The sequence below is a fragment of the Croceicoccus sp. genome, from assembly GCF_983967925.1.
Genome location: NZ_CFETID010000009.1, coordinates 41,651 through 65,866, shown reverse-complemented (window position 1 = coordinate 65,866; position 24,216 = coordinate 41,651). Strand labels below are relative to the sequence as shown.

The following is a 24,216-nucleotide window of genomic DNA, read 5'->3' as shown; positions in this document are numbered from 1 at the left end:
CGTCAGGCGATATAGCCGCGCGCCAGTGCACGGCGCGCATACCACAGCAGCGCCAGCAGAACGATCCAGACCACGACCATCACGCCCCAATAACCCGGCCCGCCAAGGCTGGCGGGCATGGGCCGTGTGGCGGTGAAGATCGTCGTCACCGTCAGCCCCAGCAGCGAAACGAGGAACGACGCCACCGCCCAGCGCGAACGCGCCAGCAACAGCACCGAGCCAAGTGTCGAGCCCCAGACGCCCAGCGCCCAGAACGCGGTATGCCAGGCCGGAAAGCTGCTTAGATAGGCGCGCTCCTCGGCGCTGAACTGACCCATCACCGCCTCGGCATCCAGCTGGGTCATGGTGTAGTCGAAGGCGCCATAGGCATTCCACAGCAGGCTCAGCCCCGCGATCACCCAAAAGCTCACCGGAACCCTGATTGCCCTGCTGGCCATAACGAACTTCCTCCCAGACGCCCCGTGCCGCAAGCTATACCGCAGATGAACGGATTGCCAAGGGCGTGGGGGTTCGGGATGCCACGGTCAGGCGGCTAGAGCCTCTCGATCCGGCTTGCCGCCTCGTCGAGGATGGCGGCGATTTCCAACGCCTTGTCGTCGGTAAAGCCGTTCGCTTCAGCCCGGTTGCGCGTTGCCGTCAAAAGATTGGCGACGGCGCGGCGGATCGGCGGGCTTTCGCGCGGCTGGCCCCTGTCCATGGCGGCCAGCCGTTCCATGATGCTCTCCACCTTGTCGGCTTCTTTCGCCAGCTCGTCCCTGCCCGCCTGCGTCAGGGTGAAAGGTTTCTTCGCGCCCGTTTCGTGGCCCGAGGCTTCAGCTATCAGACCCTCGTCCGCGAGCATCGAAAGCGTCGGATAGACCGCGCCGGGGCTGGGCGCATAGCGGCCGCCGGTCAGTTCCTCGATCGCCTTGATCAGCTCGTATCCGTGACGTTCCTGCGTGCCGATCAGGGCCAGCAGGACCAGCCGCAATTGCCCCTGCCCGAACATCCGCCGAGCGCGCCCGCGCCCGCGCCCATCGCCCGCCATCGCGTCGATGCCCGGTCCGCGGCCCATCCGGCTGCCCCGCCCGCGTGGAACCGGATCGCCGAAGTCCTCTCCGAAACCCTTGCCCCATGGGCCGAGGCCGAACGGACCATCGCCGCCGCGGCCTGCATATTTTCGATTCGATCTCATGACATGCGCCTTACTTATGATATGGCTAAGATATATCTTAATGTCAGTTCCGCAAGCAGCGGATGAAATATCGGCGACGCACCCTTATGTTCGCCGGGATGGAAGATCTTTTTGCCGACGACGATGCGGTGCAGCCCTCCCCCGATGCCGCGGCCGACGATGCACCGCTGGCCGACCGCCTGCGGCCTGCCGATCTGAGCGAGGTCATCGGGCAGGAGCATCTGACCGGCGCCGAGGGTGCGATCGGCCGCATGGTGGCGGCGGGCCGGCTGACCAGCATGATCCTGTGGGGCCCGCCCGGCACCGGCAAGACCAGCATCGCGCGCCTGCTGGCCGATAGCGTGGGGATGCGTTTTGCCGCGGTCAGCGCGGTATTTTCGGGCGTGGCCGATTTGAAAAAGGCCTTTGCCGAGGCCGAGGCGATGCAGAAGGCAGGCCGCAAGACGCTACTGTTCGTGGACGAGATCCACCGCTTCAATCGCGCGCAGCAGGACGGCTTCCTGCCCTTTGTCGAGCGGGGCACGGTCACTTTGGTGGGTGCGACGACCGAGAATCCCAGCTTCGCGCTCAACGCCGCGCTGCTCAGCCGTGCGCAGGTGCTGATCCTCCACCGGCTGGATGCCGAGGCGCTGACGAAACTGCTCGACCGGGCCGAGGCGCTGATGGACCGCCCGCTGCCACTCGACGCGGATGCGCGCGCGGCACTGGTGGCCAGCGCCGACGGCGACGGGCGCTTCCTGCTGAACCAGGCCGAGACGCTTTATGCGGCGAATATCGACAAGCCGCTCGATCCCGCCGCCTTGGGCCAGTTCCTGCAAAGACGCGTCGCGGTCTATGACAAGGACCGCGACGGGCATTACAATCTGATCAGCGCGCTGCACAAATCCCTGCGCGGATCGGACCCGCAGGCCTCGCTCTATTATCTCGCGCGCATGCTGACGGCGGGCGAAGAGCCTTTGTATTTGCTGCGTCGGCTGGTGCGTTTCGCCAGCGAGGATATTGGGCTCGCCGATCCGCAGGCGCTGGTCCAGTGTCTTGCCGCCAAGGATGCCTATGATTTTCTGGGCAGCCCGGAAGGCGAACTCGCCATCGTGCAGGCCTGCCTCTATTGCGCGACCGCGCCCAAGTCGAACGCGGCCTACAAGGCGCAGAAGGCGGCGTTCAGGAACGCGCGCGAGACGGGGAGCCTGATGCCGCCCGCGAACATCTTGAACGCCCCGACCAAGCTGATGAAGGATGTCGGTTACGGCAAGGACTATGCCTATGATCACGATGCCGAGGGCGGCTTTTCGGGCGCGAACTATTGGCCCGAGGGGATGGAGCCGCAGGACTATTACCGGCCCGTGCCGCGCGGGTTCGAACGGCAGGTGATCGAGCGTATGGAGTGGTGGGCGAAGAAGCGCGCCGAACGACAGGGATAGTGCCGCGCTTTCGCCATTTCCTCGCCATCGACTGGTCGGGCGCTGTCACGCAGCGGCCCGGCGGTATCGCCTTGGCGCTGGCCCATGCCGATGGCGGCGCGCCGGTGCTGGTCGATCCGGGCCGCGGCTTCTCGCGCGAGGAGGTGCTGGCCATCCTGCAGGACGACTTGCCCGACGATACGCTGGTCGGCCTCGACCTCGGCATATCGCTGCCCTTTGCCGATTGCGGGGCGTTCTTCCCCGGCTGGCCCGACAGCCCGCCCGATGCGCGTTCGCTGTGGGCGATGATCGACCGGATCTGCGCGGGCGATCCCCATCTTTCCGCCAGCAGCTTTGTCGATCACCCCGAACTCAGCGCCTTTTACCGCCGCCATAATGGCCGCGAGGGCGCACACTTCCATGCGCCCGATGCTGCCCACCGTCGCGGGCGTTTCCGCGTGACCGAGGAGCGGCAGGCCGTGCTTGGCTGCACGCCCTATTCCAACTTCAACCTCGTCGGCGCGGCGCAGGTGGGCAAGTCCAGCCTGACCGGCATGCGCGTGCTGCACAGGCTTGGCGGGCGGATCCCGGTCTGGCCGGTCGACCCGGTACCAGCGTCGGGCAGCGTCATTGTCGAGATCTATACCGCCATCCCCGCGATTGCCGCCGGACGCCGCGCGGGCACGTCCAAGATCCGCAGCCATGAAGAGCTGGCGGTCGCCCTTCAGGCGCTGGGCAGCCCTGCCCCGGATGCCAGCGGCCCCATCGACGACCACAGCGCCGACGCGCTGCTGTCTGCCGCATGGCTACGCCTTGCCGCCGGGGATGAGAGCCTGTGGAACCCGCCGGGCCTGGACGAGGTCGCGCAAACCGAGGGCTGGACCTTCGGCGCGCCTTGACGCAAAGAGCGCTCCGGCGAATCTCACTTCGCCATGAAGGGCCGGCTTAGCTCAGTTGGTAGAGCACCTGATTTGTAATCAGGGGGCCACGGGTTCGAATCCTGTAGCCGGCACCATCTCCCGCAATCCGCGCGTGACGATTCGGGGGCAAAAGCCTTCGCGCCCTTGACCTTGCGGCGCCGTGCCCGCAGCGATGTGTGCAACTGCGAAATCGCACCGGGACGACCATTTCCGCATGACCATCATCGAAGCCATTTTCGTCGGCCTTCTGCAGGGCCTGACGGAGTTCCTGCCCATATCGTCCAGCGCGCATCTGCGGCTGGCGGGCCCGTTTCTGACCTCTGGCGATCCGGGCGCGGCGTTTACCGCCGTCATCCAGATCGGGACCGAGGCGGCGGTGCTGCTCTATTTCCGCAAGGATATCTGGCGCATCGCCGATGCGTGGATCCGGCAGCTTTTGCCTGCGGCCGAGAACCGCAATCCGGCCGATGTACGCATGGGCTGGCTGATCATCATCGGCACGCTGCCGATCGCGATTCTCGGCGTGCTGTTCAAGGATGCGATCGAGACCTATCTGCGCAACATGTACATCACCGCCAGCATGCTGATCGGCTTCGGCCTGCTGCTGGGGCTGGCCGACCGGCTGGGCAAGCGGACCCGCCCGCTGGAGCAGCTGACGTGGAAGCATGGCCTGCTGTTCGGTTTCGCGCAGGCGATGGCGCTGATCCCCGGCGTATCGCGGTCGGGCGGCACGATCACGGCGGGCCTTGCGATGGGCTACACGCGCGAGGCGGCTGCGCGCTATTCGTTCCTGCTGGCGATTCCGGCCGTGCTCGCCTCGGGCTTTTATCAGCTCTACAACTACTGGGGCGACTTCACGAGCAATATGGCCGTTCCGACCGCCGTCGCGACGCTGGTGGCGTTCGTGTCGGGCTATGCGGTGATCATGGGTTTCCTGAAACTGGTCAGCACGCGCAGCTATATGGTGTTCGTGGTCTATCGCGTGCTGCTGGGCGGAACCTTGCTGGCGTTGCTGTTCACCGGGGTCATCGACCCGCTCTGACGTCTGCTACAGCCCCCAGCTGAGGCCGACCCAGACGGTTCGCGGCACGCCAAGGTCGATGGACCCACCCGAATTACGGGTGACGATCGTCTCGTCCAGCAGGTTCTCGCCGCGCAGCACCAGCGACAAGCGACCCGCCAGTCGGGCCCTCGCAACAGCGTCCAGCGTCGTGGCGGCGGGCAGGACGTCGGTTTCGCTGTCGTCCTCATATTGCTTGCCGACATGGCGAAGCGTCGCGGCCAGATAGGTGCCGGGTCCGCCCTGCCATGACAGTGTCGCGCTGCCGGTCAGCCGCGGCGTCTGCGCCGGGCGGAAACCGTCCAGACCGGGCGCGGTGTTTCCGCCATCGACCGTTGCATCGGTATAGGCCACCGATGCCGCCAATCCGAACTGCCCCAGCTCTATGGAACCGTCGGCCTCCACCCCCTGCGCGTCGATGGCAGGCAGGTTGCGGCGCTGGCGCAGGTTCTCGGCAATGGTGACATTGGCGATGGCCCCCTCGATCCGGTTGTCGAAGGCGGTGACGGACAGGCGAACGCCCTCGGTCGGGGTCAGGTCCAGTCCGGCCTCGAAACCGCGAATCTCCTCGTTCTCCAGCGCGGCATTCGCCTCGGTCACCACCGGGAAGACGACGAAGGGGCGATAAAGCTCGTTCAGCGTGGGCAGGCGAATGCCGCTATAGGCCGCGCCGCGCAGGGCAAGCGCATCGCTGACGCGCAGCAGCGCGCCGCCGCGCCAGGTGACGGTCCAGTCGCTACGGTCGGCATAGCTTTCATCGATGGTCAGCTGTCCCGACGGTTCGGCGGAGCGATAGAAACCGTCCGCGATCGATGTCCGGTCCGCGCGCAATCCGCCCGTCAGCACCAGCCGGTCCAGCGTCCAGTCGTCCTCGACAAAGAAGCCAAGGTCGCTGTTGGTGCCGCCTGCCCTGCGCCGCGCGGTGATCGCTCCGGAAAAGGCGCTGATCGCGTTTTCCATCATCGTGCCCGACGCGCGCCGGTAATCCGCGCCGATCCGCAGCTGATGCCCGGCCATCTCGGGCGGGCGCAGTTCCAGCTTGCCGCCAAGCCCGGTCGAGGGGGTGTTGTACTGGTCCAGCACCGGCGTGAACCGGGAAGAGCTGATCACCACATTGCTGAAGTTGCGCGCCTGCACATAGGCCAGCGCATCGACCGACCATTCGCCGCGCCTGACCAGACGCAGCGATGCGTCCTGCCCCTCGCTCGCGCTGTCGGCACCGTCGAACCGCAGGGTGCGATCGTCGCGAAACACCAGCATGCGCGCCTGAACCTCGGTCTGCGCATCGACCGGCGCGACGCCGCGCAGGCCGACAGACCAGTTGTCATAGGCCGCTCTTGCGCTGGCATCGGCCCGCTGGTCCTTCGGCGTGGTCCAGAACCCCTTGCCCCGGTCCCACTGACCCGACACCACGGCAAAGCCCGATCCTAGCTGCGGCGCGATCGTCGCGGCCAGTTCGGTCTCGCCCCGGTCATCGACCAGCGCGCGCCCCGAAACCGGCCCCAGCGTCGTGGCATCGGCGCTTTCCAGTTCGATCGTGCCGGTCAGCGCGCCCGCGCCGAACGGGCCGGAACCGCCGCCGCGCGTGACCGTGATGCCTGCCAGCCGTTCGGGCGCGATCGCGTTGAAGGGGATATAGCCGAAGAACGGATCGGCCATCGGCACCCCGTCCAGCAGCACCAGCGCGCGGCTGGTCGCATTGCCGCCCAGCGAGCGCAAAGTCGCCCCCTGCGCACTGGGGTTCGAGGACCGGCTGTCCGACCGGCGGAACTGCTGGAAACCCGCAACGCCCAGCAGCACATCCTCGATCCGGCCCGACGGCGCGGCGAGGATCTGCTCGCGCTCGATCTCACGCGTGGCATAGGCGGGGGTACCGGCGGGTTGTTCCAGCCCCTCGCCCGTCACGACAATGGTGGATGGCGACCGGCGCGGGCCGTCCTGATCGCTCTCGTCTGCCGCGCTGCGGTCCTGCGCCGATGCCGCGCCGTGCAGCGCGCATATCGCGCACAGCGCCGCCGACGAAAGCAGGCGGCGCGAAATCGAATTATTGCCGGTAAATGCCATAGGCGCTGCGTGGTAGCGGTTTCGCCGCGAAACGAAACCCTTGGCGTGCGCTAGAACTCGCCGGCGATGCCTGCGCGCACCGCCGTATTGCTCCCCCCGCCATAGCTGGCCCCTGCGGTCAGCGCGAACGGCGTGTCGCCATCGATCCGGTGCATCAGCCCTGCCGACACGCCGACCTCGCCGCGGAACATGGCGACATTGCTGGCATAGCTGGTGCGGCCCGGCCCGCTGGGGAAATGCGGATCGGCCATGGCGGCGGTGGCGGCAATGCCGCGCCGCATCTCCCTGCGGCCCTGCGCGGCGATGTCGAACAGCTGGTCGACCTGTCCCTCCAGCTGCGCGAATTGCTCATGCGAGACGGCCGCCACGGCCTGCAGCGACATGCCCAGCGAAGCGAGTTGCTGCGCGCTCGCCAGCGCGCTGCCGCGTCCCAGCGTGCCGTTCGCGTCCACGGTCACCGCATAGAGCTGGCCGTCTTGCGCCGCAGTTGAGGCACCGATATCGCCGATGCGCACCGACGAATTCGCGCCCCCCAGCGCGAGCTGGTTGCTGGCCGTGGTCTTCGCGCCGTAACCGATGGCCGTAGCATAGGTGTGGCCCGCCACCGCCTCGCCCCCGATTGCGGTGGCTGCGGTCGCGCTGGCGGCGGCAAGCACGCCGATCGCCGTCGTCCGCCCGCCCGATGCCGTCGCGCGATAGCCGACCGAACTGGCATAGCTGCTGGTGCTGGCCGAACGCACGCCCACGGCCATCGCGCCCGTTCCGGAAGCGACCGACAATGCGCCGACCGCGCCCGACTGGCTGCCGCTTGCCTGCGCGTTGAAGCCGGTCGCGCTGGAATAGCCGCCCGTCGCGCCGGCGCGATAGCCGGTGGCGGTCGAACCGTCGCCTTGCGCACGTGCGTCGCGCCCGATGGCAGAGGCGTAATTCGCACTGGCTGCGCTGCCGGACCCGAGCGCCAGCGCCGAATCGCCACTGGCCGACGAGCCGCTGCCCACCGACGCCGCGCCGACACCCACTGCCGAGGAAGCGAGACCGAGCGCCATCGCGCCCGCCCCGCCGCTGGCGCTGCTGTCCTTGCCGATGGCGATGCCCTGCGCGGCGGACGCCGACGATTGCACGCCCAGTGCGATCGCGTCTTCTCCGCCTGCCGCCGCAATGGTCCCGCTGCTGTTCACCGCCAGATAGGGATTGGCGCTGCCACCGTCCCCGACCGGTTCGATGCCCGCAATGGCGGTGGCGATGGCGCTGTTCATCTGGCCGAGGTTCACCGCGTCGCTTTCCTGCGATCCGGCGGCGACGTTCACGATCTGGCGCTGCAGCCCCGCATGGCCCACCGATACGCTGTTGGTGCGGTCCGCCGAAGACCCGCTGCCAAGCGCGACCGATCCGGCTGCCTGCGCCTGCGCGTTTCCGCCAAGCGCAACCGATTCGCTGCCCGCCGCACCGGCATCCGCCAAGCTGCTGTTCACCGCGAGATGCGGCATCTCGGCAGGCGCGGGGGCGGGTTCGATTCCGGCGACCGCGCTGGCGATGGCGGTGTTCATCTGCCCGACCGTCGCGGCATCGCTGGCACCGGTTCCGTCGGCAAGGTTCACCATCCGGCGCTTGATCGTCTCGCTACCGACCGAGACCGTGCCCGCGACATCGGCCAGCGAATTCGCGCCCAGCGCAACCGCATTTTCCGCCTTGGCGACCGATCCTGCGCCGAGGGCCGTTGCATTGGTGGCGCTCGCCGATGTTTTCTGCGTCGAGCCATAGGCGCCATAGCTGCCCAGCGCCGTCGATCCGACCCCGCCTGCCGTCGCCGCCTGCCCAACCGCCACGCCCCGGTTCGCGGCCGATGCGCCATGGCCGGCCGCGACCGATCCGGATCCGGCCACGCTGGAAACGCCCAGCGCCGCGCCGGTTTCGTCCGACGCGAAGGACACGCGCCCCAATGCGACGCCGCCGCGTGCGTCCGAATCCTTGCCCATCGCCACGCCGCCATTTTCGGCATAGGCGCTGTAACCCACCGCCACGCCCGCATAGCCGGTGGAACTGATCGCGCCGGTCTGGACCGTCGCATAGGCTCCGATGGCGACTGCCTGCTGGCTGCTACCCTCGGCCTGGTTGCCCAGCGCGATCGCGTCGCGCTGATAGGCGGCGGCAAGATAACCCGCCGCCATCGAATAGGCGCCCGACGCGCTGGACGACACGCCGACCGAGACCGCCCCGCTGGCTGCGGCATTCGTATAGGGTCCGCAGGCCAGCCGGTCGGGCTGGTTCGCCGATTCCGCCCCGCCGTCCGTGTCGGTGGAGGCGGTCGCGACCCCGTCATTATTCGTGTCGAGCAGGCAATCGCGGGCCAGCGCGGGCGCGGCGTTCATCGCCGCCAGCATTACTGCGGCACCCGCGGCAAGGCGGGCACGGTCGTTCCGGTCAGTTTTCATCGCAACCCCTGCGTCCCGTGGGGGCTGGCGGTCGTAACCGTCGACCACGATCCGTCACCGGACCGGCAGGCGCGCCCCCATCATACCGCCTGTTGGGCGATAGCAGGTCAAAATATGGTTAAAGTCAAATAGCTGGCGTGCGTCTGGCTGCTTCGATCCACAGCCGCGAAGAGCCCCGGTCTTCAGCCCCGCCCGCGATAGGACGACACGCCCTGTTCGGGCACCCATAGTCCCTCGGGCACGGTGCCGCTTTGCCAGAACACGTCGATCGGGATGCCGCCGCGCGGATACCAGTATCCGCCGATGCGTAGCCAGCGCGGTGCCATTTCCTCGAAAAGGCGCTGGCCGATGCCGACGGTCACATCCTCGTGAAAGCCGCAATGGTTGCGGAACGAGCCGAGAAACAGCTTGAGCGATTTCGATTCGACGATCATCTCGCCCGGCGCATAATCGATCACCAGATGCGCGAAATCGGGCTGTCCGGTCACCGGGCACAGCGAGGTAAACTCCGGCGCGGCGAAACGGACCATGTAGAGCGACCCGGCCCGCGGGTTCGGGACATAGTCGAGCACCGCCTCCTCGGGCGAAGCGGGAAGCGCGCTGTTCTGCCCCAGATACTTCGGCGCGGTCGGGGTCGATTGTGCGTTGTCGTCGGCCATGGCGGCGCTTTGGCACTTTGCCGCCCCTCACTCAAGTTCGCACTCACGAGAGCGCTCTTGGCGGGACGGCCTGCCATCGGCTAGCAATGCGGCATGACACATTTGCTCGTTTCGACCGACTGGCTTGCAGCCAAGCTAGGATCGCCCGATCTGGTGGTGCTGGACGCCAGCTATCACCTCGCTCCCACCGGCCGCGACGCGAAGGCCGAATTCGCGGCGGGGCACATCGCGGGGGCGCGTTTCCTCGACCTTGCGGCGCTCAGCGATCCGGCGGCCGAGTTCGACAACACGGTTCCGACCGCGCAGCAATTTCAGGACAGGGTGCGCGAACTGGGCGTGTCGGACGCCAGCCATGTCGTGCTCTACGACGACAGCCCGCTGAAAAGCGCGGCGCGGGCCTGGTTCCTGTTCACATTGTTCGGCGCGAAGAATGTCTCCGTCCTCGACGGCGGGCTGGCGAAATGGAAGGCCGAGGGGCGGCCCGAAACGCGCGAGGATGACCCCGCCGCACCGGGCGATTTCACCGCGAACCCCGATCCATCGCTGCTCCGCGACAAGCAGGCGGTGCTCGATTCGCTGAAAGGCAGCGCGCAAGTCGTCGATGCGCGCGGGGCGGGACGTTTTACCGCCGACGAGCCGGAGCCGCGTCCCGGCATGGCGTCGGGCCACATCCCCGGCGCGCGCAACCTGCCCATCGGCATGCTGTACGGGGCGGGCGGCACGATGAAGGCCCCATCGGAAATCGAGGCGGAATTCGTGGCCGCCGGTGTCGATCTGGAACGCCCGGTCATCACCAGCTGCGGATCGGGCGTCACCGCCGCCGTCCTCAGCCTCGCGCTGGCGCGGCTCGGCAAGCGGGACGTGGCGCTCTACGACGGCAGCTGGTCCGAATGGGGCAGCGATCCCGATACACCCAAGGAACAGGGCCCGGCCGGAGCGCCTCGGCTTGGCTGATCGGGACGCAGCGAAGCATCGCATCGGCACCCGCCTTGTCGAGGCTGGACGGCGCAGGCAATGGACCAAAGTGCCCGACCTGCCCGGCGGAGTCGTCAATCCGCCGATCTGGCGGGCCAGCACACATCTTTACGAAAGTTGCGCCGCACTTAAGGAAGCGGCAGCCGGTTCGAACGAGGATGGCCGTTTCTTCTACGGCCGCCGCGGCGCGCCGACGCAATGGGCTTTGGCCGATGCGCTGACGGGTCTTGAGGAAGGCGCGTTCGGCACCATGCTCTACCCATCGGGCGTGGCGGCGATCACGGGCAGCTATCTCGCCGTGCTCAAGCCGGGCGACCGCTTGCTGATCAGCGACAATGCCTATGATCCGTCGCGCAGCATCGGCACCGGCCTGATGAAGACATTCGGGGTGCAGCCCGAATTCTTCGATCCGCTGGACATCGAAGGCTTTCGCAGCCTGTGCGCAACAGGCGGCAGGATCGGCGCGGTGCTGCTGGAGGCACCGGGCAGCCTGACGTTCGAGGTCTGCGACGTGCCTGCCCTTGCCGCCATCGCGAAGGATGCGGGGGCCTGGGTGCTGATCGACAACACATGGGCGGGACCCACCGGCTTTTCCGGATTGTCGCATGGCTGCGACGGGGTGATCACCGCGCTGACCAAGCATGTCGGCGGGCACTCCGACCTGATGATGGGCGCGGTATCCGCGACCGAAAGGCTCTATCGCAGGCTTCGCCGCACCGCGCAGCAATTGGGACAGGTGGTGTCGCCCGACGATGCGGCGCTGGCGCTGCGCGGGCTGCGCACGCTCGATCTTCGGCTGCGGCGAGAAACCGAGAGCGCGCTGGCGGTCGCCCGCTGGCTGAGCGAACGCGCCGAAGTCGCCGCCGTGCTGTGCCCCATGCTGGAAGGCGCGCCGGGCCATGCCCTTTGGAAGCGCGACTTCACGGGGGGCTGCGGCCTGTTCGCCTTTGTCCTCAAAGGCCGCGACGCGGCGGCGCGGGCGCGGCTGGTCGATGCGCTGCGACTGTTCGGCATCGGCTATAGCTGGGGCGGGTTCGAAAGCCTTGCCCTGCCGGTAGACCCGGCCACGTGTCGTTCGGTGACGAGCTGGCCGCCTGCCGCGCGCGAAGGCGGCGACGGGCCGCCATTGGACGAAGGCGACCGTTTTGCGATACGCCTGTCCATCGGGCTCGAAGATCCGGCGGATTTGATCGCCGATCTTGAGCAGGGATTTGCGGCAATGGAGGCTGGTGAATGACGATCGGATGGAGCGCGATATTGTCGGCCGCAGGGACGGGCGGCCCCGAAAGCGCTTCTGCCGATCTGGCCGCGGCGACCGAGACCGCGGCCGAGGCGGCGGACGCCAGCGCGCCAGCGGCCGGCCCCGCCACCGATGCCGCGGCCCTGCCCGAAACCACGCGCCCCCTTGCGGAGGGGCCGATCGAAGGCGCGGACCAGATCAAGGAAGCGTTGCAGGAGCATTCGATGACGCTGGGCGGCGTGATCGACAAGCTCGACAGCTGGGGCGTGACCATCGGCGACACGCGCTTCTCGGTCTGGACAGCGCTGCTGGTGGTGATGGTCCTTATCGGCATTTTCGTGATCGGCCGGCTGGGCGTCAGGATGGCGCAAAAGGCGCTGGACAAGTTCACCAACCTGTCCGCCACGCAGAACCTGCTGGCCGACAAGGTGATCACGCTGGTCGTCTGGGCCATCGTCATCTTGATCGGAATCGACATACTCGGCATCGACCTGACGGCGCTGGCGGTGTTTTCGGGCGCGTTCGGCCTTGCCATCGGTTTCGGCCTGCAGAAAACCTTCGGCAACCTGATCGCGGGAATCATCCTATTGATGGACCGCTCGATCAAACCCGGCGACGTCATCGCGGTGTCCGATACCGCCGGGAACGAGACATTCGGCCAGATCCGCCGCATCGGCATTCGCGCCGTGTCCATCGTCACCCGCGACGAAAAGGAATATCTGATCCCGAACGAAAACCTGATGATCAACCAAGTCGAGAACTGGTCCTATTCCAGCCGCGACGTGCGCATGCAGGTGAATGTCGGCGTATCCTACAACTGCGACATCAAGCTGGCGGAGAGACTGATGCTGGAAGCGGCGGCGGCGTCGGACCGGGTGCTGAAATCGCCCGCGCCGACGGTGTGGCTTTCGGGCTATGGCGACAGTTCGGTGGATTTCACGATCCATTGCTGGATCCGCGATCCGGAAAACGGGCTGGGCAATATCCGGTCGGAAGTGCTCAAGAAGCTGTGGGACCTGTTTCAGGAAAGCGAGATCGAAATCCCCTTCCCGCAGCGCGACATCAACTTGCGGCGCAACGACCAGTTCGACCAGCTTGTCGCAGCGATCGGGCAGCGGCTGGACAGATCGGGAGAAAATCCGTCGTAAACCTCTGACAACAAGGCCAAAACTTCGGCTAAAGCTGACCTACCCCCCCTTTTAGGCATTCTGGCTGGCACTTGCCCGTTGCAGGGACCATCTGGACGCCATGGTCAATCCCATCGCTTCTTCCGCCGCCCATATCGGGACGGCCCGCATCGGCACGGTAAGCCTTGTGGGCGCGGGGCCGGGCGATCCCGATTTGCTGACGCTGCGTGCCGCCCGGTTGATCGCCGACGCATCCGTCGTGGTTCATGACGGGTTGGTTGGTGCGGACATTCTGGCGATGGCACCCAGCGATGCGCGGTTGATTTCCGTTGCGAAATCCCGCGCGCGGCACACGATGAAGCAGGAAGACATCTGCGCCCTGCTGGTGCGCGAGGCGCTGGCCGGCAACGATGTCGTGCGGCTGAAGGGCGGCGATCCGCTGATCTTCGGGCGCGGTGGCGAAGAGGCCGAGGCCTGCCGCGCTGCGGGCGTTCCGGTGCAGATCGTCCCCGGCATCTCCGCCGCGCAGGCCGCCGCCTCGCTGGCCGAGATTCCGCTGACCCACCGCGACCATGCCAGCATCGTCAGCTTTGTCGCGGGCCAGTGCAAGGGGTTGTCAGAGCAGGACTGGTCGGGCCTTGCGGGCGTGGGTCGCACGCTGGTGATCTATATGGGGGTCGCCACCGCGGCCCAGATTTCGGAAAAGCTGATGGAAGACGGGCTTGCCCCCGACGCCGCCGTCGCCGTGGTGGAGCGTGCCTCGCTTCCCGGCATGCGCGTGCTGCGCGGGGTATTGGCGGGCCTGCCCGATATCGTGGCCGACAACGGCGTGCGCAGCCCCGCGCTGATCGTGATCGGCGAAGTCACGCGCGAGCCCGACGCGGCGCTGGCGCATATTGCGATGGAAGCACAACAATGAAGATCCTGACAGGCAATGACCTCAAGACCGGAGAGGTCATCTGGTGGACCGGCACCGACTGGTCGCTCCACGTGAACGACGCGGTCGACGTGGGCGACCGGGCTGACGAGATCGCCGCGCGCGAGGAAGCCGAACGCCGCGTCAACGTGCCCTATGCGGTCGATGCCGAAACCGACGATCAGGGCATTCGCCCCTCGCACATCAAGGAGCGCATTCGCGCGCTGGGCCCCACCGTGCGGCCCGACCTGACTCTGAAACCCGCCGACCCCACCGCCGGCAACTGGGTGATCTGATATGTACAAGTACGACCAATACGACCAGCGACAAGTCGACACCCGCGTCGAGGAATTCCGCGACCAGACCCGCCGCCGCCTGTCGGGCGAGCTGCCCGAAGAGAAGTTCCGGCCGCTGCGGCTGATGAACGGCCTCTATCTGCAGCTGCACGCCTATATGCTGCGCGTCGCGGTGCCCTATGGCACGCTGTCGGGCGCGCAGATGCATGCTCTGGCCGACATCGCCGAGAAATACGACCGCGGCTATGGCCATTTCACCACACGACAGAACATCCAGTACAACTGGATCAAGCTGGAAGACGCGCCCGAGATCCTGGCCGATCTTGCCAAGGTCGAGATGCATGCCATCCAGACCAGCGGCAATTGCATCCGCAACATCAGCTCCGACCATTTCGCGGGCGCCGCGGCGGACGAGCTGATCGATCCGCGCCCCTATGCCGAGCTCATGCGCCAGTGGTCGAGCTTCCATCCGGAGTTCAGCTATCTGCCGCGCAAGTTCAAGATCTGCGTGATCGCCAGCGACACCGACCGTGCGGCGATGCGCTTGCACGATATCGGCATCCAGATCGTGCGGAATGACGCGGGCGAATTGGGCGCCGCGTTCTACGTCGGCGGCGGCATGGGGCGTACGCCGATGATCGCGCCCTGCATCAACGACTTCGTGCCGCTCGATCGGCTGATCACCTATGCCGAGGCATGCCTGCGCGTTTACAACCGCTATGGTCGGCGCGACAACAAATACAAGGCGCGGATCAAGATCCTGGTCCACGAGCTGGGCGCGGAGGAATATACCCGCCAGGTCGAGGAAGAATACGCGCACATGCTGGAACAGGGCGTCGAACCGCCCTTCGCCGAGCTTGAGCGCATCAAGACCTATTTCGCGGATCCGCCGTTCGAGAGCGGTATTTCGACCGACCTCGATCGCAGCGATCCGGATTTCGCACTGTGGGTCGACCGCAACACGCATAAGCACAAGGCCGACGGCTATGTCAGCGCGGTGATCTCGCTGAAGCCCGTGGGCGGCATCCCCGGCGATGCGTCGGTGGAACAGATGCACTTGATGGCCGATCTCGCCAGCGAGTTCAGCTTAGACGAATGCCGCGTGATGCACACGCAGAACATCGTTCTGCCGCATGTGAAGATCGCCGATCTGCCCGCGCTGTTCGCACGGCTGGACGCGGCGGGGCTGTCTACGCCCAACCTCGACCAGATCGACGACATCATCGCCTGCCCGGGCCTCGACTATTGCAGCCTTGCCAATGCGCGTTCGATCCCGGTCGCGCAGAAGATTTCCGAGCGTTTCGCCGCCAGCGGCAAGGGCAACGAGCTGGGCCAGCTGAAGCTGAAGATCTCGGGCTGCATCAATGCCTGCGGGCATCACCATGCGGGCCATATCGGCATTCTGGGCGTCGACCGCAAAGGGACCGAGAACTACCAGTTGCTGCTGGGCGGTTCGGAAGCGGAAGATACGTCGCTGGCCAAGATCACCGGCCCCGGTTTCGACGAGGACGGCATCGTTGCGGCGGTCGAGACCGTGACCGACGTCTATCTCGCTCAGCGCAGCGATGGCGAGCGGTTCCTCGATACCTATCGCCGGATCGGCATGGCTCCTTTCAAGGAGGCTCTTTATGACTGACGCAAGTTTTACCGGCCTCGTCCGCCTGCGCGACGACGCATCCAGCGATGCGCCCGCCGTGACCGTCGATTCCTTCGCCGAGCAGTCCAACGCCGGCGCGGTCCGCATCGAGCCGGGCGACGACACGCGCGAACTGCTGCCCCATCTGGGGCATGTGACGCGGGTCGAGATCAACTTTCCCAGCTTCACCGATGGCCGCGGCTATTCGGCGGCGCAGATCCTGCGCGAGGCGGGCTATACCGGCGAAATCCGCGCCGTGGGCGATGTCGCTGTCGACCAGCTGGCCTATATGCGCCGCTGCGGGTTCGACGCGTTCCAACCCGACAAGCCGATGAACGAGGCTGACGTCGAGGCGGCTTTCGCGCGCTGGGACCATGTCTATCAGAAGACGACCGATGCCCGCGTTCCGATCTGGGGCCTGCGGCACGGGCTGAACGACAATGCCGGCGCCGATGGCTGAAGCTGCACGCGCCATTGACCGCATCGACACCGGGCCTCGTTTCACCCATGCGGACGCCGCTGCCCTGAATGCCCGCTTTGCCAATGCCAGCGCAGAGGATGTGCTGCGCGCCGTGCTGATCGACGGCGTGGCGGGCCGGGTCGCGCTCGTCTCCAGCTTTGGCGCGGAGAGCGCGGTGCTGCTGCATCTCGCCTCGCGCGTCGATCCCGGAGCGCCGGTGCTGTTCCTAGAAACGGGCAAGCACTTCCCCGAAACGCTGGAATATCGCGATACGCTGATCGGCACGCTGGGGCTGACCGGCGTGGTGAACCTGCGCCCCGATCCCGCGGATTTGACCGCCAAGGACGAAAGCGGGCTGCGCTGGTCCTATGATCCCGACGGCTGCTGCGAGATTCGCAAGGTGCTTCCGCTGGCGAAAGCGCTGGCCGAATTCGACGCGTCGGTTACCGGGCGCAAGGCGTTCCAGTCGGCCACGCGCGCCGACCTGCCGATCTTCGAGATCGACGAGAGCGATACGGCTGGCCGGTTGAAGGTCAATCCGCTGATCGGCTGGTCGCTGGACGATCTGCAGGCCTATCTGGACGAGCACGATCTGCCGCGCCATGCGCTGGTCGAACAGGGCTATCCGTCGATCGGCTGCATGCCCTGCACCAGCAAGGTAGCCGAGGGCGAGGACCCGCGTTCGGGCCGCTGGCGCGGCTGGGACAAGACCGAATGCGGCATCCATTCGGTACCGGGCGCAAGCGACGGCGGCGACTTCCCGCCCGAGTACGAACCGGTCTTCTGAACTAGAGCCAGCCCTCCGCGCGGTACCATTCGGCCGTCTGGCGCAGGCCTTCGGGCGCGGCGATGCGGGGCTGCCACAGGGCCGCGGGCGGGGCCATTTCGGGGCGCGCCGTCCAGTCGGGATGGCACATATAGCTTGCGCGATCGGGCGTAAGCTTTGCGCCCGACCCGCGAAACGCGCGGTCGGCCTTTGCGGCAAGGCGCAGCACGGCGGCAGGCACATGCAGCGGCAGAACACTGCGCCCGGTGGCACTGCCGATCATCCGGGCCAGTTCCGCATGGCTCCAGCCGCGCGCGCCGCGTGCGCTTTGGTGGCCGTCGTCGGCTTCGAATATCGCGCCATCCTCGGCGCCACCCTCGGCCAGCGCCAGCAGCAGGCGCGCCAGGTCGGCGACATGGATCATCGATGCCCTCCCCCGCGGCGGAAGCGGCAGCACGCCCCATTTCGCCGCGCGGAACAATTCGAACATCTCGGTATCGCGGGGGCCGTAGATCGCGGGCGGGCGCACCATCACGCAGCCTTGCGCCTTGGTGGCCTCGGCCTCGGCCATGGCCTTGGACCAGCCATAATCCGACAGTCCCGGTTCGCGGGCCGCCAGTGAAGATACGTGGACAAAGCGGGGAACCTGCGTCTTACGCGCCGCGCCAACCATGGCGCGCGTTCCGGTGATATTGCCCGCCTCGAAACCGGCGCGGTCGGCGGCATTCACCACGCCTGCGACGTGAACTACCGCGTCGCAGCCCTGCGCCAGCCGCTCCATCGCCGCATCATCGGCCAGATCGCCGCGCACCCACTCCACCCCTTCGCGGGCAGGCTGATCGCGGCGTGTCAGCGCCTTGACCCGGTGGCCGCGTTCCAGCGCCAGATCCATCAGCGTGGACCCGACGAAGCCGGTCGCGCCGGTCAGGCCGAGTTTCATGGCAGCGGCATCACCGGTCCGCCGTCAGCGCAGCATCACGAGCTGGTCGCGGTGCACCACGGCGGAGCGCGGCGTATAGCCGAGCACCTCTTCCTGCTCGTCGGTGTGCAGCCCGACCAGCGCCACGCATTCGGGCGCGTCATATTCGGCAAGGCCCTTGGCGAGCCATTCTCCGTCCGGCCCCTCGATCCGCACGGGATCGCCGCGAACGAACCGTCCTTCGACACGGCTGATGCCCTTGGCGAGCAGGCTGTTGCCATCACGCAGCGCGGCGACCGCGCCTTCGTCGATGACCAGCGTGCCCTTCATCCGCAGGCGTCCGCCGATCCACGCCTTGCGTGCCGTGTCGTGCCGGCGGGCCAGGAACAGCGTGCCGATCCCCTCGTCGCCGTGCAGGCCGATCGCGCGGGCGATGGGCTGGTCGTATTTGCCATTGGCGATGACCAGCGCGATACCGGCGCGTTCGGCGATTTCGACCGCATTGACCTTGGTGCGCATCCCGCCCGATCCGATGCCCGAATCCGAATCGCCGGTGGCCATGGCGCGCACTTCGTCGTCGACGCCCCACACCATCGGAATGCGTGATGCGCCGGGTTCTGACGGATGCTTGTCATACAGCCCGTCGATATCGGACAGCAGGATCACCGCATTCGCCTTGGCCGCCTGCGCGACACGTGCGGCCAGACGGTCGTTGTCGCCAAAGCGGATTTCATGGGTGGCGACCGTATCGTTCTCGTTCACCACGGGGACCGCGCCGGTTTCAAGCAAGCGGTTCAGCGTCGCCGACGCGTTGAGATAGCGGCGGCGGCCTTCCAGATCCTCTAGCGTGATCAGCACCTGCGCGGCGGTCAGTTCGTGATTGCCAAGCAGTTCGGCCCACAGGCTGGACAAGGCGATCTGGCCGACCGCGGCGCTGGCCTGCGCATCGGCGAGGCTGCCGCGCCCGCCCTTCTCAAGCCCGAGTATGCGCGATCCCAGCGCGATCGCGCCCGAGGAAACGATTATCACGTCCTGCCCGCGATCCTTGGCCTGCGCAATTTCACTGGCGAGACCGGTCAGCCATTTGCGGCGCGGCTTGCCATCACTGCCGACCAGCAGCGCCGAACCGACCTTGACCACAAGCCGTCCGCAAGCCTCCGGCGATTGGAGGTCGGTAAGATGGGCGATCATGGCGTCGGGTTTCTGCATGACGAAGCAGTTAGGAACTCATGCGCCGCATGGAAACCCCTGTTTTGCGCTCAGATAGCGTCAATCGGCGGTCAGAGCGGCGACCAGCCGCCTTCGCCGCCGTCTTCGGCGTCGGGTTCCTCCTCGCGCTCGACACCCTTTGTCTCGGTACTGGTGGCGGCGGGGAGATAGGCCAGGATGGCATCGAGCAATTCGCCGACCCCCTGTCCCGTCGCGCCCGATACGGCGAACACTTTTTCAGCGCCGGCCTCCAGCAGTTCCTGAGCGAAGCCCTCGGCCAGCTCGGCATCGGCGAGGTCCAGCTTGTTGAGCGCGACGAGGCGGGGCTTGTCCTCGAGCCCGGCGCCATAGGCTTCCAGTTCCTCCTCGATGACGCGCAGCGCCTCGGCGGGGTCCTGCCCCGGACCGCTGCCCGAAATGTCGATCAGGTGAATCAGCACGCGGCAGCGTTCGATATGGCCCAGAAAGCGGTCGCCGATGCCCGCCCCTTCGGCGGCACCCTCGATCAGGCCGGGGATGTCGGCCAGCACGAATTCGCGACCCTTGTGCCGCACGACGCCCAGTTTCGGGACCAGCGTGGTGAACGCATAATCGCCGACCTTGGCCTGCGTGTTGGACACCTGGTTGATGAAGGTCGACTTGCCCGCATTGGGCAGGCCCACCAGCCCGACATCGGCCAGCAGCTTGAGCCGCAACCACACCCACATTTCCTGCGACGGTTCGCCCGGCTGATGCTGGCGCGGCGCACGATTGGTGCTGGTCTTGTAACTGGCATTGCCGCGCCCGCCCAGCCCGCCTTCCAGCAGGGTGATGCGCTGCCCGACCTCGGTGAAATCGGCCAGCACGTCTTCCTTGTCCTCGGACAGGATCTGGGTGCCGACGGGCACCTCGATCACCAGCGGCTGGGCCGAGGCGCCGGTGCGGTCCTTGCCCATGCCGTGGCCGCCGCGCGGCGCCTTGAAATGCTGTGAGTAGCGAAAATCGATCAGCGTGTTGAGGCCTGCCACCGCCTCGAACACGATATCGCCGCCGCGGCCGCCATTGCCGCCGTCGGGGCCGCCATATTCGACGTATTTCTCACGGCGAAAGCTGACCGCACCCGGCCCGCCCGCGCCCGAGCGCACATAGATCTTGGCCTGGTCGAGAAAATGCATGGCTTGGTCAATCCGGTGGCGGCAGCGACTGGGCCAATGCCCGCACAGGGGCAGATGCCAGCAACGGGCCTGAAAACAGCGTAACGCCTCGCTATCCGATTTGGCGCCGGGCTTGCAACTCGGCGCTGACGGGCAGCGCCGTGACCGGCGGCCCGTTCGGTGCAGAAAAGGCGGGTGGGTGAATGGTGGAGCCGAGCGGGATCGAACCGCTGACCTCGTCATTGCGAACGACGCGCTCTCCCAACTGAGCTACGGCCCCGTTCCATTCGCTGTCACACCGGCCAGCAGCCGATGTGCAAGAGCGCGCCTGTTAGCGAAAGGCGCGCTCTTATCCAAGTCAAAAATTCGCAGCGCCCGGCGCGGTCCATCAGCCTTCGTTATTGGCGCCGGTATCCGACGCCGATGCCGACGGCATCGCGGCAGGATCGGGCAGATCCGCGGGCGCATTGGGATCGACCGGCGCAGGCACCATCCAGCGGTGGCGATAAGGTTCGCCATAGGTGGCCAGATATTCGGCGTCCCATGCGGCGGCCTCGGCGCGATAGGCCTCGTACTCGTCGAAATAGCCGAGGAACACGAGTTCGAGCTTGGGCAATTCGACCTGCGCGACCTCGTCCAGCTTGCCCTTGGGCGCTTCGGCCAGCGCAAGGCTGGTTTCGCGCGCAGCGGCGCAGAAGCGCGGCAATGCGGGCGGCAGAGAGAAGTAATTATAGACCTGCGTCATGTACTGGTCGCGGGCGCGCTTATAGGTGCTGCCGCCGAACTTGTCCTTGAACTGCGCATCGACCTTCTGGTTGGTCGACGACAATTCGCGCGAATGCGCCTTGAGGAAATCGCCATAGCGTTCGGCGATCTGCGCATCCTCTGGCCCGTCGCAGTTGAGCGCCGCGACATTATAGGCGGAGCGCAGGTTCCAGGTCGCCTGTTCGGTCGTCAGCCCGGTATTGACCGTCTGCCGGATGCCAAGCTCGTTCTTTTGCGGGATCGACAGATTGTCCTGCGCATAGCCGGGCGCGATCGGACGCGCGCGAAATGCCTCTTGCACGGGCGGCGGCGGAGGCGGCGGAGGGGGTGGCGGCGGCGGACCGCACGACGCAAGGGTTGCGGCCGCGGCCACGGTCGTGATGCGAAGGATGGGCTTGCTTACCGACACGGTTATTTCCTGTTTTTCTGGCGACGCCTGCAAGAGCGTTCCTCGGCTTGTAGCACGGCGCAGCTTGCGCTCGGGTGAAGCATCAACATGCGCGCGCCGGAAAAATGCTGCACCCGGAACTGGCGGTTCGTCCACAAGGAAAACGCCCGGCCGGACGATAAGTCCGACCGGGCGTTGGATTTTTTCGGCCTGGCGAGGGAACCCCCGCCCGGCAAATGATCACTCGCGCTGGCCCATGAAGGCGAGCAGGAACTGGAACATGTTGATGAAGTCGAGGTAGAGCGACAATGCGCCCAGCACCACGGCCTTGCCCATGAACTCGGTTCCGGCGAGCTGGTAGTACTGCATCTTCAGACGCTGCGTATCGTAAGCCGTCAGGCCCGCGAAGATCAGCACGCCCAGGAAGCTGACAGCCCACATCAGCGCGGTCGACTGCACGAAGATGTTGATGACCGAAGCGATGATCAGGCCGATCACGCCCATGATCAGGAAGCTGCCCATGCCGGACAGGTCCTTCTTCGTAGTATAGCCGAACAGCGACAGGCCGGCGAAAGCACCCGCGGTCGCAAAGAAGGTCGCCGCGATCGATCCGCCCGTATAGACGAGGAAGATCGTCGACAGGCTCATCCCCATCAGAATCGCGAAGCCCCAGAACAGCATCTGCAGCGTTCCGGTAGAGAAACGGTTCGCGCCAAAGCTCATCGCGAAGACGATGGCGAGCGGCGACAGCATCACCAGCCACATCAGCGGCGAACCGACCATCGCGACCGTCATGCCCGAGCTTGCCATCAGCAGGGCGACGACGCCCGACAGCAGCACGGCCGATGCCATGTAGTTGTAGATCGAGAGCATGTATTTGCGCAGGCCGGCATCATATCCGGTGCGCGGCACGCTTGCGCCGAGGCCCGTGGACGCGCCAAAGCCGGCGCGCGTCTGCTGACGCGTGGGCTGGGGGTCGTTCCAGTTTGCCATAGCTTTGTTCTTCTCCTCAGTCGCTCCTCCAAAACGGGAAGCGCTCCTGAGCAATATCGGCCTGCTTCGCCATGTTTTCAAGGAAAACCGCCGGCCAGCAATCTTCTGTAACAAATGCGGCGCCTGAAAAGCCGAATAGGGCGCATGCCGCCAGCGCCTAGGCTTCTCCGGCGGCGTCCACCAATGCGTTCGCCAACGCGTCCGCCGCGTCGCGGTCGCCCCACAGGACGAACTGGAAGGCCGGATAGAACCGGTCGCACTCCTCGACCGCCTGCTCCACCGCCATCTGCGCCTGGCTGAGCGATAAAAGCCCATCGTCGCCCAGCATCAGACCGTGCCGGTACAGCAGCACGGAACCGGATGACCACAGGTCGAAATGGCCCAGCCAAAGCTGCTCGTTCACCAGGCTCATCAGTTCGAACATCTGGACCCGCTTGTCGTCGGGAACGCGCACTTCGGGAAGGCACAGCAATTGCAGGACGTGATCCTCGCGCCGCCAGATCGCGCGCAGCTGATACTTGGCCCATGCGCCCTGTATCTCGCCGCCGATCTCGTCCTCGCCCGTCACTTCGTAGGGCCAGCCCCGCGCTTCGAACAGTGAGACCAGCATGTCGACCGGTGCCGCATCTTCGTGACGGTTCTCGGTCTGGCTTTCACTCATCATGCAGCGGTTCTCTCTCCGTCGCGCGGACCCCCAGTGACCCGCCATTGCGCTCAGGTGGACCAGCCGTGGCCGCCTTTACAATGGGTTAACTTATCGCCTCGGTGCATAACGCGATACTGTTGTTCACCGCATGTGGATAAGGACATGTCACAAGGGTTTCATACCGTTGCAACATGGCATCGGTTACTCACTCGTCCTCTTCGGGCTGGTCGTCGCTGCCAAAGGCGCGGCCACTGGGCACCAGTCGGTCGGCTCCGGCCATCGCACTGAAATCCGAAGGAAATATGCCAAGATGTGCGGCGGCGACCTGCTGTTCGGGACGCAGCCTTGCGACCGATCGCATATAGGGCGCCAGATTGTCGGCAAGCTGGCGCGGCAGCACGGCATAGAGCAACCCCACCGCCTCTCCCGCGCGGCCCGACACGGCAAGAACGAAGGCGCGGATCCGCCATGCCGCGGGGTCGTTGGCCTGCAGCATTGGTTGCAGCATGCGTTCGGCCCCTGCCCGGTCGCCCGCCACCGCCAGGCTGAACGCGTGACGCCGGGTGGTTTCGGGATCGGCGGACACGCGATTGGCGATGGCATAGTAATATTGCGCACTGGTCTGGTCGCCCAAGAGGTCGTGGGCAAGACCGCGATCGGCGGCGAAGTCGGCAGGCCGCCCGCCCAGTCGCTCCGCCTCGGCAAACAGGGGCAGCGCCAGCCTGGGCATGCCGAGCCGAACCATCACCGAGCCCCGCAAAGCGCGCAGCGCCGGGTCGCCCGGACGGACGGTTTCGGCGCGGTTGAGGAAGCCGAGCGCGACATCGTACTCGCCCAGCCGCATCGCCGCGCCAGCCCCTTCGCGCATCGCTGCGACATCATTGGCATCGCGCGCGATCCGCAGGGTCGCATCGTCGAGCAGGCGCTGGTCCGAGGCAGCATCCTCGACCCGGATCGTGCGAGGCTGGGCGTGCGCAGTGGCGACACCGGAAGGGCCGAACCCAACCAATACGAGAAGGGCGGCGAGCAAGCCCGCCG

Annotated in this window: 23 protein-coding genes and 2 tRNA genes; 12 read left to right on the top strand and 13 right to left on the bottom strand. The window is 66.4% G+C overall.

Features of this window, described 5'->3' with window-relative positions:
• Positions 1 to 2: 2 nt before the first annotated feature.
• Both AC4FIJ_RS07205 and AC4FIJ_RS07200 read right to left on the bottom strand, forming a co-directional pair.
• Entirely contained in the window at positions 3 to 437 is a 435-nt protein-coding gene (locus AC4FIJ_RS07205; protein ID WP_490336032.1) for a hypothetical protein, read from the bottom strand.
• Between the two features lie 95 nt (positions 438 to 532).
• Positions 533 to 1,174, bottom strand: coding sequence for a PadR family transcriptional regulator (locus AC4FIJ_RS07200; RefSeq protein WP_490336031.1), 642 nt, complete (start codon positions 1,172 to 1,174; stop codon positions 533 to 535).
• 98 nt (positions 1,175 to 1,272) lie between these two features.
• On the opposite strand from AC4FIJ_RS07200, the gene AC4FIJ_RS07195 reads away from it, so the two are divergent.
• The 4 genes from AC4FIJ_RS07195 (at position 1,273) to AC4FIJ_RS07180 (ending at position 4,536) form a co-directional block, all read left to right on the top strand.
• The gene (locus AC4FIJ_RS07195) at positions 1,273 to 2,595 is read left to right on the top strand and encodes a replication-associated recombination protein A (RefSeq protein WP_490336030.1); all 1,323 of its coding nucleotides are present in this window, start codon (positions 1,273 to 1,275) and stop codon (positions 2,593 to 2,595) included.
• Positions 2,595 to 3,473: a hypothetical protein gene (locus tag AC4FIJ_RS07190; protein ID WP_490336029.1), complete on the top strand. Its 879-nt coding sequence runs from the start codon at positions 2,595 to 2,597 to the stop codon at positions 3,471 to 3,473. Before AC4FIJ_RS07195 ends, AC4FIJ_RS07190 begins: the two co-directional genes overlap by 1 nt.
• Positions 3,474 to 3,513: 40 nt before the next feature.
• Positions 3,514 to 3,589: transfer RNA gene (locus AC4FIJ_RS07185), tRNA-Thr, on the top strand.
• Positions 3,590 to 3,708: 119 nt separating this feature from the next.
• Positions 3,709 to 4,536 (top strand): undecaprenyl-diphosphate phosphatase, encoded by an 828-nt coding sequence (locus tag AC4FIJ_RS07180; protein WP_490336028.1) that lies wholly within the window; start codon positions 3,709 to 3,711, stop codon positions 4,534 to 4,536.
• A 6-nt stretch (positions 4,537 to 4,542) separates the two neighbouring features.
• Here the strand turns inward: AC4FIJ_RS07180 and AC4FIJ_RS07175 are convergent, their stop codons facing one another.
• The 3 genes from AC4FIJ_RS07175 to queF form a co-directional block, all read right to left on the bottom strand.
• Complete coding sequence (locus tag AC4FIJ_RS07175; RefSeq protein WP_490336027.1) at positions 4,543 to 6,618, bottom strand: TonB-dependent receptor; 2,076 nt, start codon at positions 6,616 to 6,618, stop codon at positions 4,543 to 4,545.
• A 50-nt stretch (positions 6,619 to 6,668) separates the two neighbouring features.
• Positions 6,669 to 9,050 (bottom strand): hypothetical protein, encoded by a 2,382-nt coding sequence (locus tag AC4FIJ_RS07170; protein ID WP_490336026.1) that lies wholly within the window; start codon positions 9,048 to 9,050, stop codon positions 6,669 to 6,671.
• Positions 9,051 to 9,232: 182 nt separating this feature from the next.
• A complete protein-coding gene (gene queF, locus AC4FIJ_RS07165; protein ID WP_490336025.1) occupies positions 9,233 to 9,709 on the bottom strand; it encodes a preQ(1) synthase in 477 nt (158 codons plus the stop codon).
• Between the two features lie 93 nt (positions 9,710 to 9,802).
• Between queF and sseA the strand changes: the two genes are divergently transcribed.
• From sseA to AC4FIJ_RS07125, 8 genes are all read left to right on the top strand, one after another.
• Positions 9,803 to 10,663 carry a 3-mercaptopyruvate sulfurtransferase gene (gene sseA, locus AC4FIJ_RS07160; RefSeq protein WP_490336024.1) on the top strand — a complete coding sequence of 287 codons (861 nt, stop codon included), beginning with the start codon at positions 9,803 to 9,805 and terminating at the stop codon, positions 10,661 to 10,663.
• Positions 10,656 to 11,921 (top strand): cystathionine beta-lyase, encoded by a 1,266-nt coding sequence (gene metC / locus AC4FIJ_RS07155; protein WP_490336023.1) that lies wholly within the window; start codon positions 10,656 to 10,658, stop codon positions 11,919 to 11,921. The genes sseA and metC overlap by 8 nt, the downstream gene beginning before the upstream one ends.
• Entirely contained in the window at positions 11,918 to 13,072 is a 1,155-nt protein-coding gene (locus AC4FIJ_RS07150) for a mechanosensitive ion channel family protein (RefSeq protein WP_490336022.1), read from the top strand. The genes metC and AC4FIJ_RS07150 overlap by 4 nt, the downstream gene beginning before the upstream one ends.
• Before the next feature lie 100 nt (positions 13,073 to 13,172).
• Positions 13,173 to 13,970 (top strand): uroporphyrinogen-III C-methyltransferase, encoded by a 798-nt coding sequence (cobA, locus tag AC4FIJ_RS07145; RefSeq protein ID WP_490336021.1) that lies wholly within the window; start codon positions 13,173 to 13,175, stop codon positions 13,968 to 13,970.
• Positions 13,967 to 14,263: a DUF2849 domain-containing protein gene (locus AC4FIJ_RS07140; RefSeq protein ID WP_490336020.1), complete on the top strand. Its 297-nt coding sequence runs from the start codon at positions 13,967 to 13,969 to the stop codon at positions 14,261 to 14,263. The genes cobA and AC4FIJ_RS07140 overlap by 4 nt, the downstream gene beginning before the upstream one ends.
• A gap of 1 nt (position 14,264) precedes the next feature.
• Complete coding sequence (locus tag AC4FIJ_RS07135) at positions 14,265 to 15,899, top strand: nitrite/sulfite reductase (RefSeq protein WP_490336019.1); 1,635 nt, start codon at positions 14,265 to 14,267, stop codon at positions 15,897 to 15,899.
• Complete coding sequence (locus AC4FIJ_RS07130; RefSeq protein WP_490336018.1) at positions 15,892 to 16,359, top strand: DUF934 domain-containing protein; 468 nt, start codon at positions 15,892 to 15,894, stop codon at positions 16,357 to 16,359. The genes AC4FIJ_RS07135 and AC4FIJ_RS07130 overlap by 8 nt, the downstream gene beginning before the upstream one ends.
• Complete coding sequence (locus tag AC4FIJ_RS07125; RefSeq protein WP_490336017.1) at positions 16,352 to 17,146, top strand: phosphoadenylyl-sulfate reductase; 795 nt, start codon at positions 16,352 to 16,354, stop codon at positions 17,144 to 17,146. Before AC4FIJ_RS07130 ends, AC4FIJ_RS07125 begins: the two co-directional genes overlap by 8 nt.
• 1 nt (position 17,147) lies before the next feature.
• On the opposite strand, the gene AC4FIJ_RS07120 is transcribed toward AC4FIJ_RS07125, so the two are convergent.
• The 8 genes from AC4FIJ_RS07120 to AC4FIJ_RS07085 form a co-directional block, all read right to left on the bottom strand.
• Positions 17,148 to 18,065, bottom strand: a complete 918-nt coding sequence (locus AC4FIJ_RS07120; RefSeq protein ID WP_490336016.1) for an NAD-dependent epimerase/dehydratase family protein — start codon at positions 18,063 to 18,065, stop codon at positions 17,148 to 17,150.
• A 24-nt stretch (positions 18,066 to 18,089) separates the two neighbouring features.
• On the bottom strand, positions 18,090 to 19,253 hold the full coding sequence (gene proB / locus AC4FIJ_RS07115) for a glutamate 5-kinase (protein ID WP_490336015.1): 1,164 nt from the start codon (positions 19,251 to 19,253) through the stop codon (positions 18,090 to 18,092).
• 71 nt (positions 19,254 to 19,324) lie between these two features.
• Positions 19,325 to 20,407 (bottom strand): GTPase ObgE, encoded by a 1,083-nt coding sequence (obgE, locus tag AC4FIJ_RS07110; protein WP_490336014.1) that lies wholly within the window; start codon positions 20,405 to 20,407, stop codon positions 19,325 to 19,327.
• 183 nt (positions 20,408 to 20,590) lie between these two features.
• Positions 20,591 to 20,666, bottom strand: a tRNA-Ala gene (locus AC4FIJ_RS07105).
• A gap of 108 nt (positions 20,667 to 20,774) precedes the next feature.
• Positions 20,775 to 21,452, bottom strand: a complete 678-nt coding sequence (locus AC4FIJ_RS07100; RefSeq protein ID WP_490336013.1) for a hypothetical protein — start codon at positions 21,450 to 21,452, stop codon at positions 20,775 to 20,777.
• Positions 21,453 to 21,779: 327 nt separating this feature from the next.
• The gene (locus AC4FIJ_RS07095) at positions 21,780 to 22,532 is read right to left on the bottom strand and encodes a Bax inhibitor-1/YccA family protein (protein WP_490336012.1); all 753 of its coding nucleotides are present in this window, start codon (positions 22,530 to 22,532) and stop codon (positions 21,780 to 21,782) included.
• Between the two features lie 157 nt (positions 22,533 to 22,689).
• Positions 22,690 to 23,193: a type III secretion system chaperone family protein gene (locus tag AC4FIJ_RS07090; RefSeq protein ID WP_490336071.1), complete on the bottom strand. Its 504-nt coding sequence runs from the start codon at positions 23,191 to 23,193 to the stop codon at positions 22,690 to 22,692.
• A gap of 190 nt (positions 23,194 to 23,383) precedes the next feature.
• Positions 23,384 to 24,208 (bottom strand): tetratricopeptide repeat protein, encoded by an 825-nt coding sequence (locus AC4FIJ_RS07085; protein ID WP_490336011.1) that lies wholly within the window; start codon positions 24,206 to 24,208, stop codon positions 23,384 to 23,386.
• Positions 24,209 to 24,216 lie beyond the last annotated feature (8 nt).

Coding starts and splice junctions, on each gene's coding strand:
- AC4FIJ_RS07205 (WP_490336032.1), bottom strand. CDS start 437: ATGGCCAGCAGGGCAATCAGGGTTCCGGTGAGCTTTTGGGTGATCGCG.
- AC4FIJ_RS07200 (WP_490336031.1), bottom strand. CDS start 1,174: ATGAGATCGAATCGAAAATATGCAGGCCGCGGCGGCGATGGTCCGTTC.
- AC4FIJ_RS07195 (WP_490336030.1), top strand. CDS start 1,273: ATGGAAGATCTTTTTGCCGACGACGATGCGGTGCAGCCCTCCCCCGAT.
- AC4FIJ_RS07180 (WP_490336028.1), top strand. CDS start 3,709: ATGACCATCATCGAAGCCATTTTCGTCGGCCTTCTGCAGGGCCTGACG.
- AC4FIJ_RS07175 (WP_490336027.1), bottom strand. CDS start 6,618: ATGGCATTTACCGGCAATAATTCGATTTCGCGCCGCCTGCTTTCGTCG.
- AC4FIJ_RS07170 (WP_490336026.1), bottom strand. CDS start 9,050: ATGAAAACTGACCGGAACGACCGTGCCCGCCTTGCCGCGGGTGCCGCA.
- queF (WP_490336025.1), bottom strand. CDS start 9,709: ATGGCCGACGACAACGCACAATCGACCCCGACCGCGCCGAAGTATCTG.
- sseA (WP_490336024.1), top strand. CDS start 9,803: ATGACACATTTGCTCGTTTCGACCGACTGGCTTGCAGCCAAGCTAGGA.
- AC4FIJ_RS07150 (WP_490336022.1), top strand. CDS start 11,918: ATGACGATCGGATGGAGCGCGATATTGTCGGCCGCAGGGACGGGCGGC.
- cobA (WP_490336021.1), top strand. CDS start 13,173: ATGGTCAATCCCATCGCTTCTTCCGCCGCCCATATCGGGACGGCCCGC.
- AC4FIJ_RS07140 (WP_490336020.1), top strand. CDS start 13,967: ATGAAGATCCTGACAGGCAATGACCTCAAGACCGGAGAGGTCATCTGG.
- AC4FIJ_RS07135 (WP_490336019.1), top strand. CDS start 14,265: ATGTACAAGTACGACCAATACGACCAGCGACAAGTCGACACCCGCGTC.
- AC4FIJ_RS07130 (WP_490336018.1), top strand. CDS start 15,892: ATGACTGACGCAAGTTTTACCGGCCTCGTCCGCCTGCGCGACGACGCA.
- AC4FIJ_RS07125 (WP_490336017.1), top strand. CDS start 16,352: ATGGCTGAAGCTGCACGCGCCATTGACCGCATCGACACCGGGCCTCGT.
- AC4FIJ_RS07120 (WP_490336016.1), bottom strand. CDS start 18,065: ATGAAACTCGGCCTGACCGGCGCGACCGGCTTCGTCGGGTCCACGCTG.
- proB (WP_490336015.1), bottom strand. CDS start 19,253: ATGCAGAAACCCGACGCCATGATCGCCCATCTTACCGACCTCCAATCG.
- obgE (WP_490336014.1), bottom strand. CDS start 20,407: ATGCATTTTCTCGACCAGGCCAAGATCTATGTGCGCTCGGGCGCGGGC.
- AC4FIJ_RS07095 (WP_490336012.1), bottom strand. CDS start 22,532: ATGGCAAACTGGAACGACCCCCAGCCCACGCGTCAGCAGACGCGCGCC.
- AC4FIJ_RS07090 (WP_490336071.1), bottom strand. CDS start 23,193: ATGAGTGAAAGCCAGACCGAGAACCGTCACGAAGATGCGGCACCGGTC.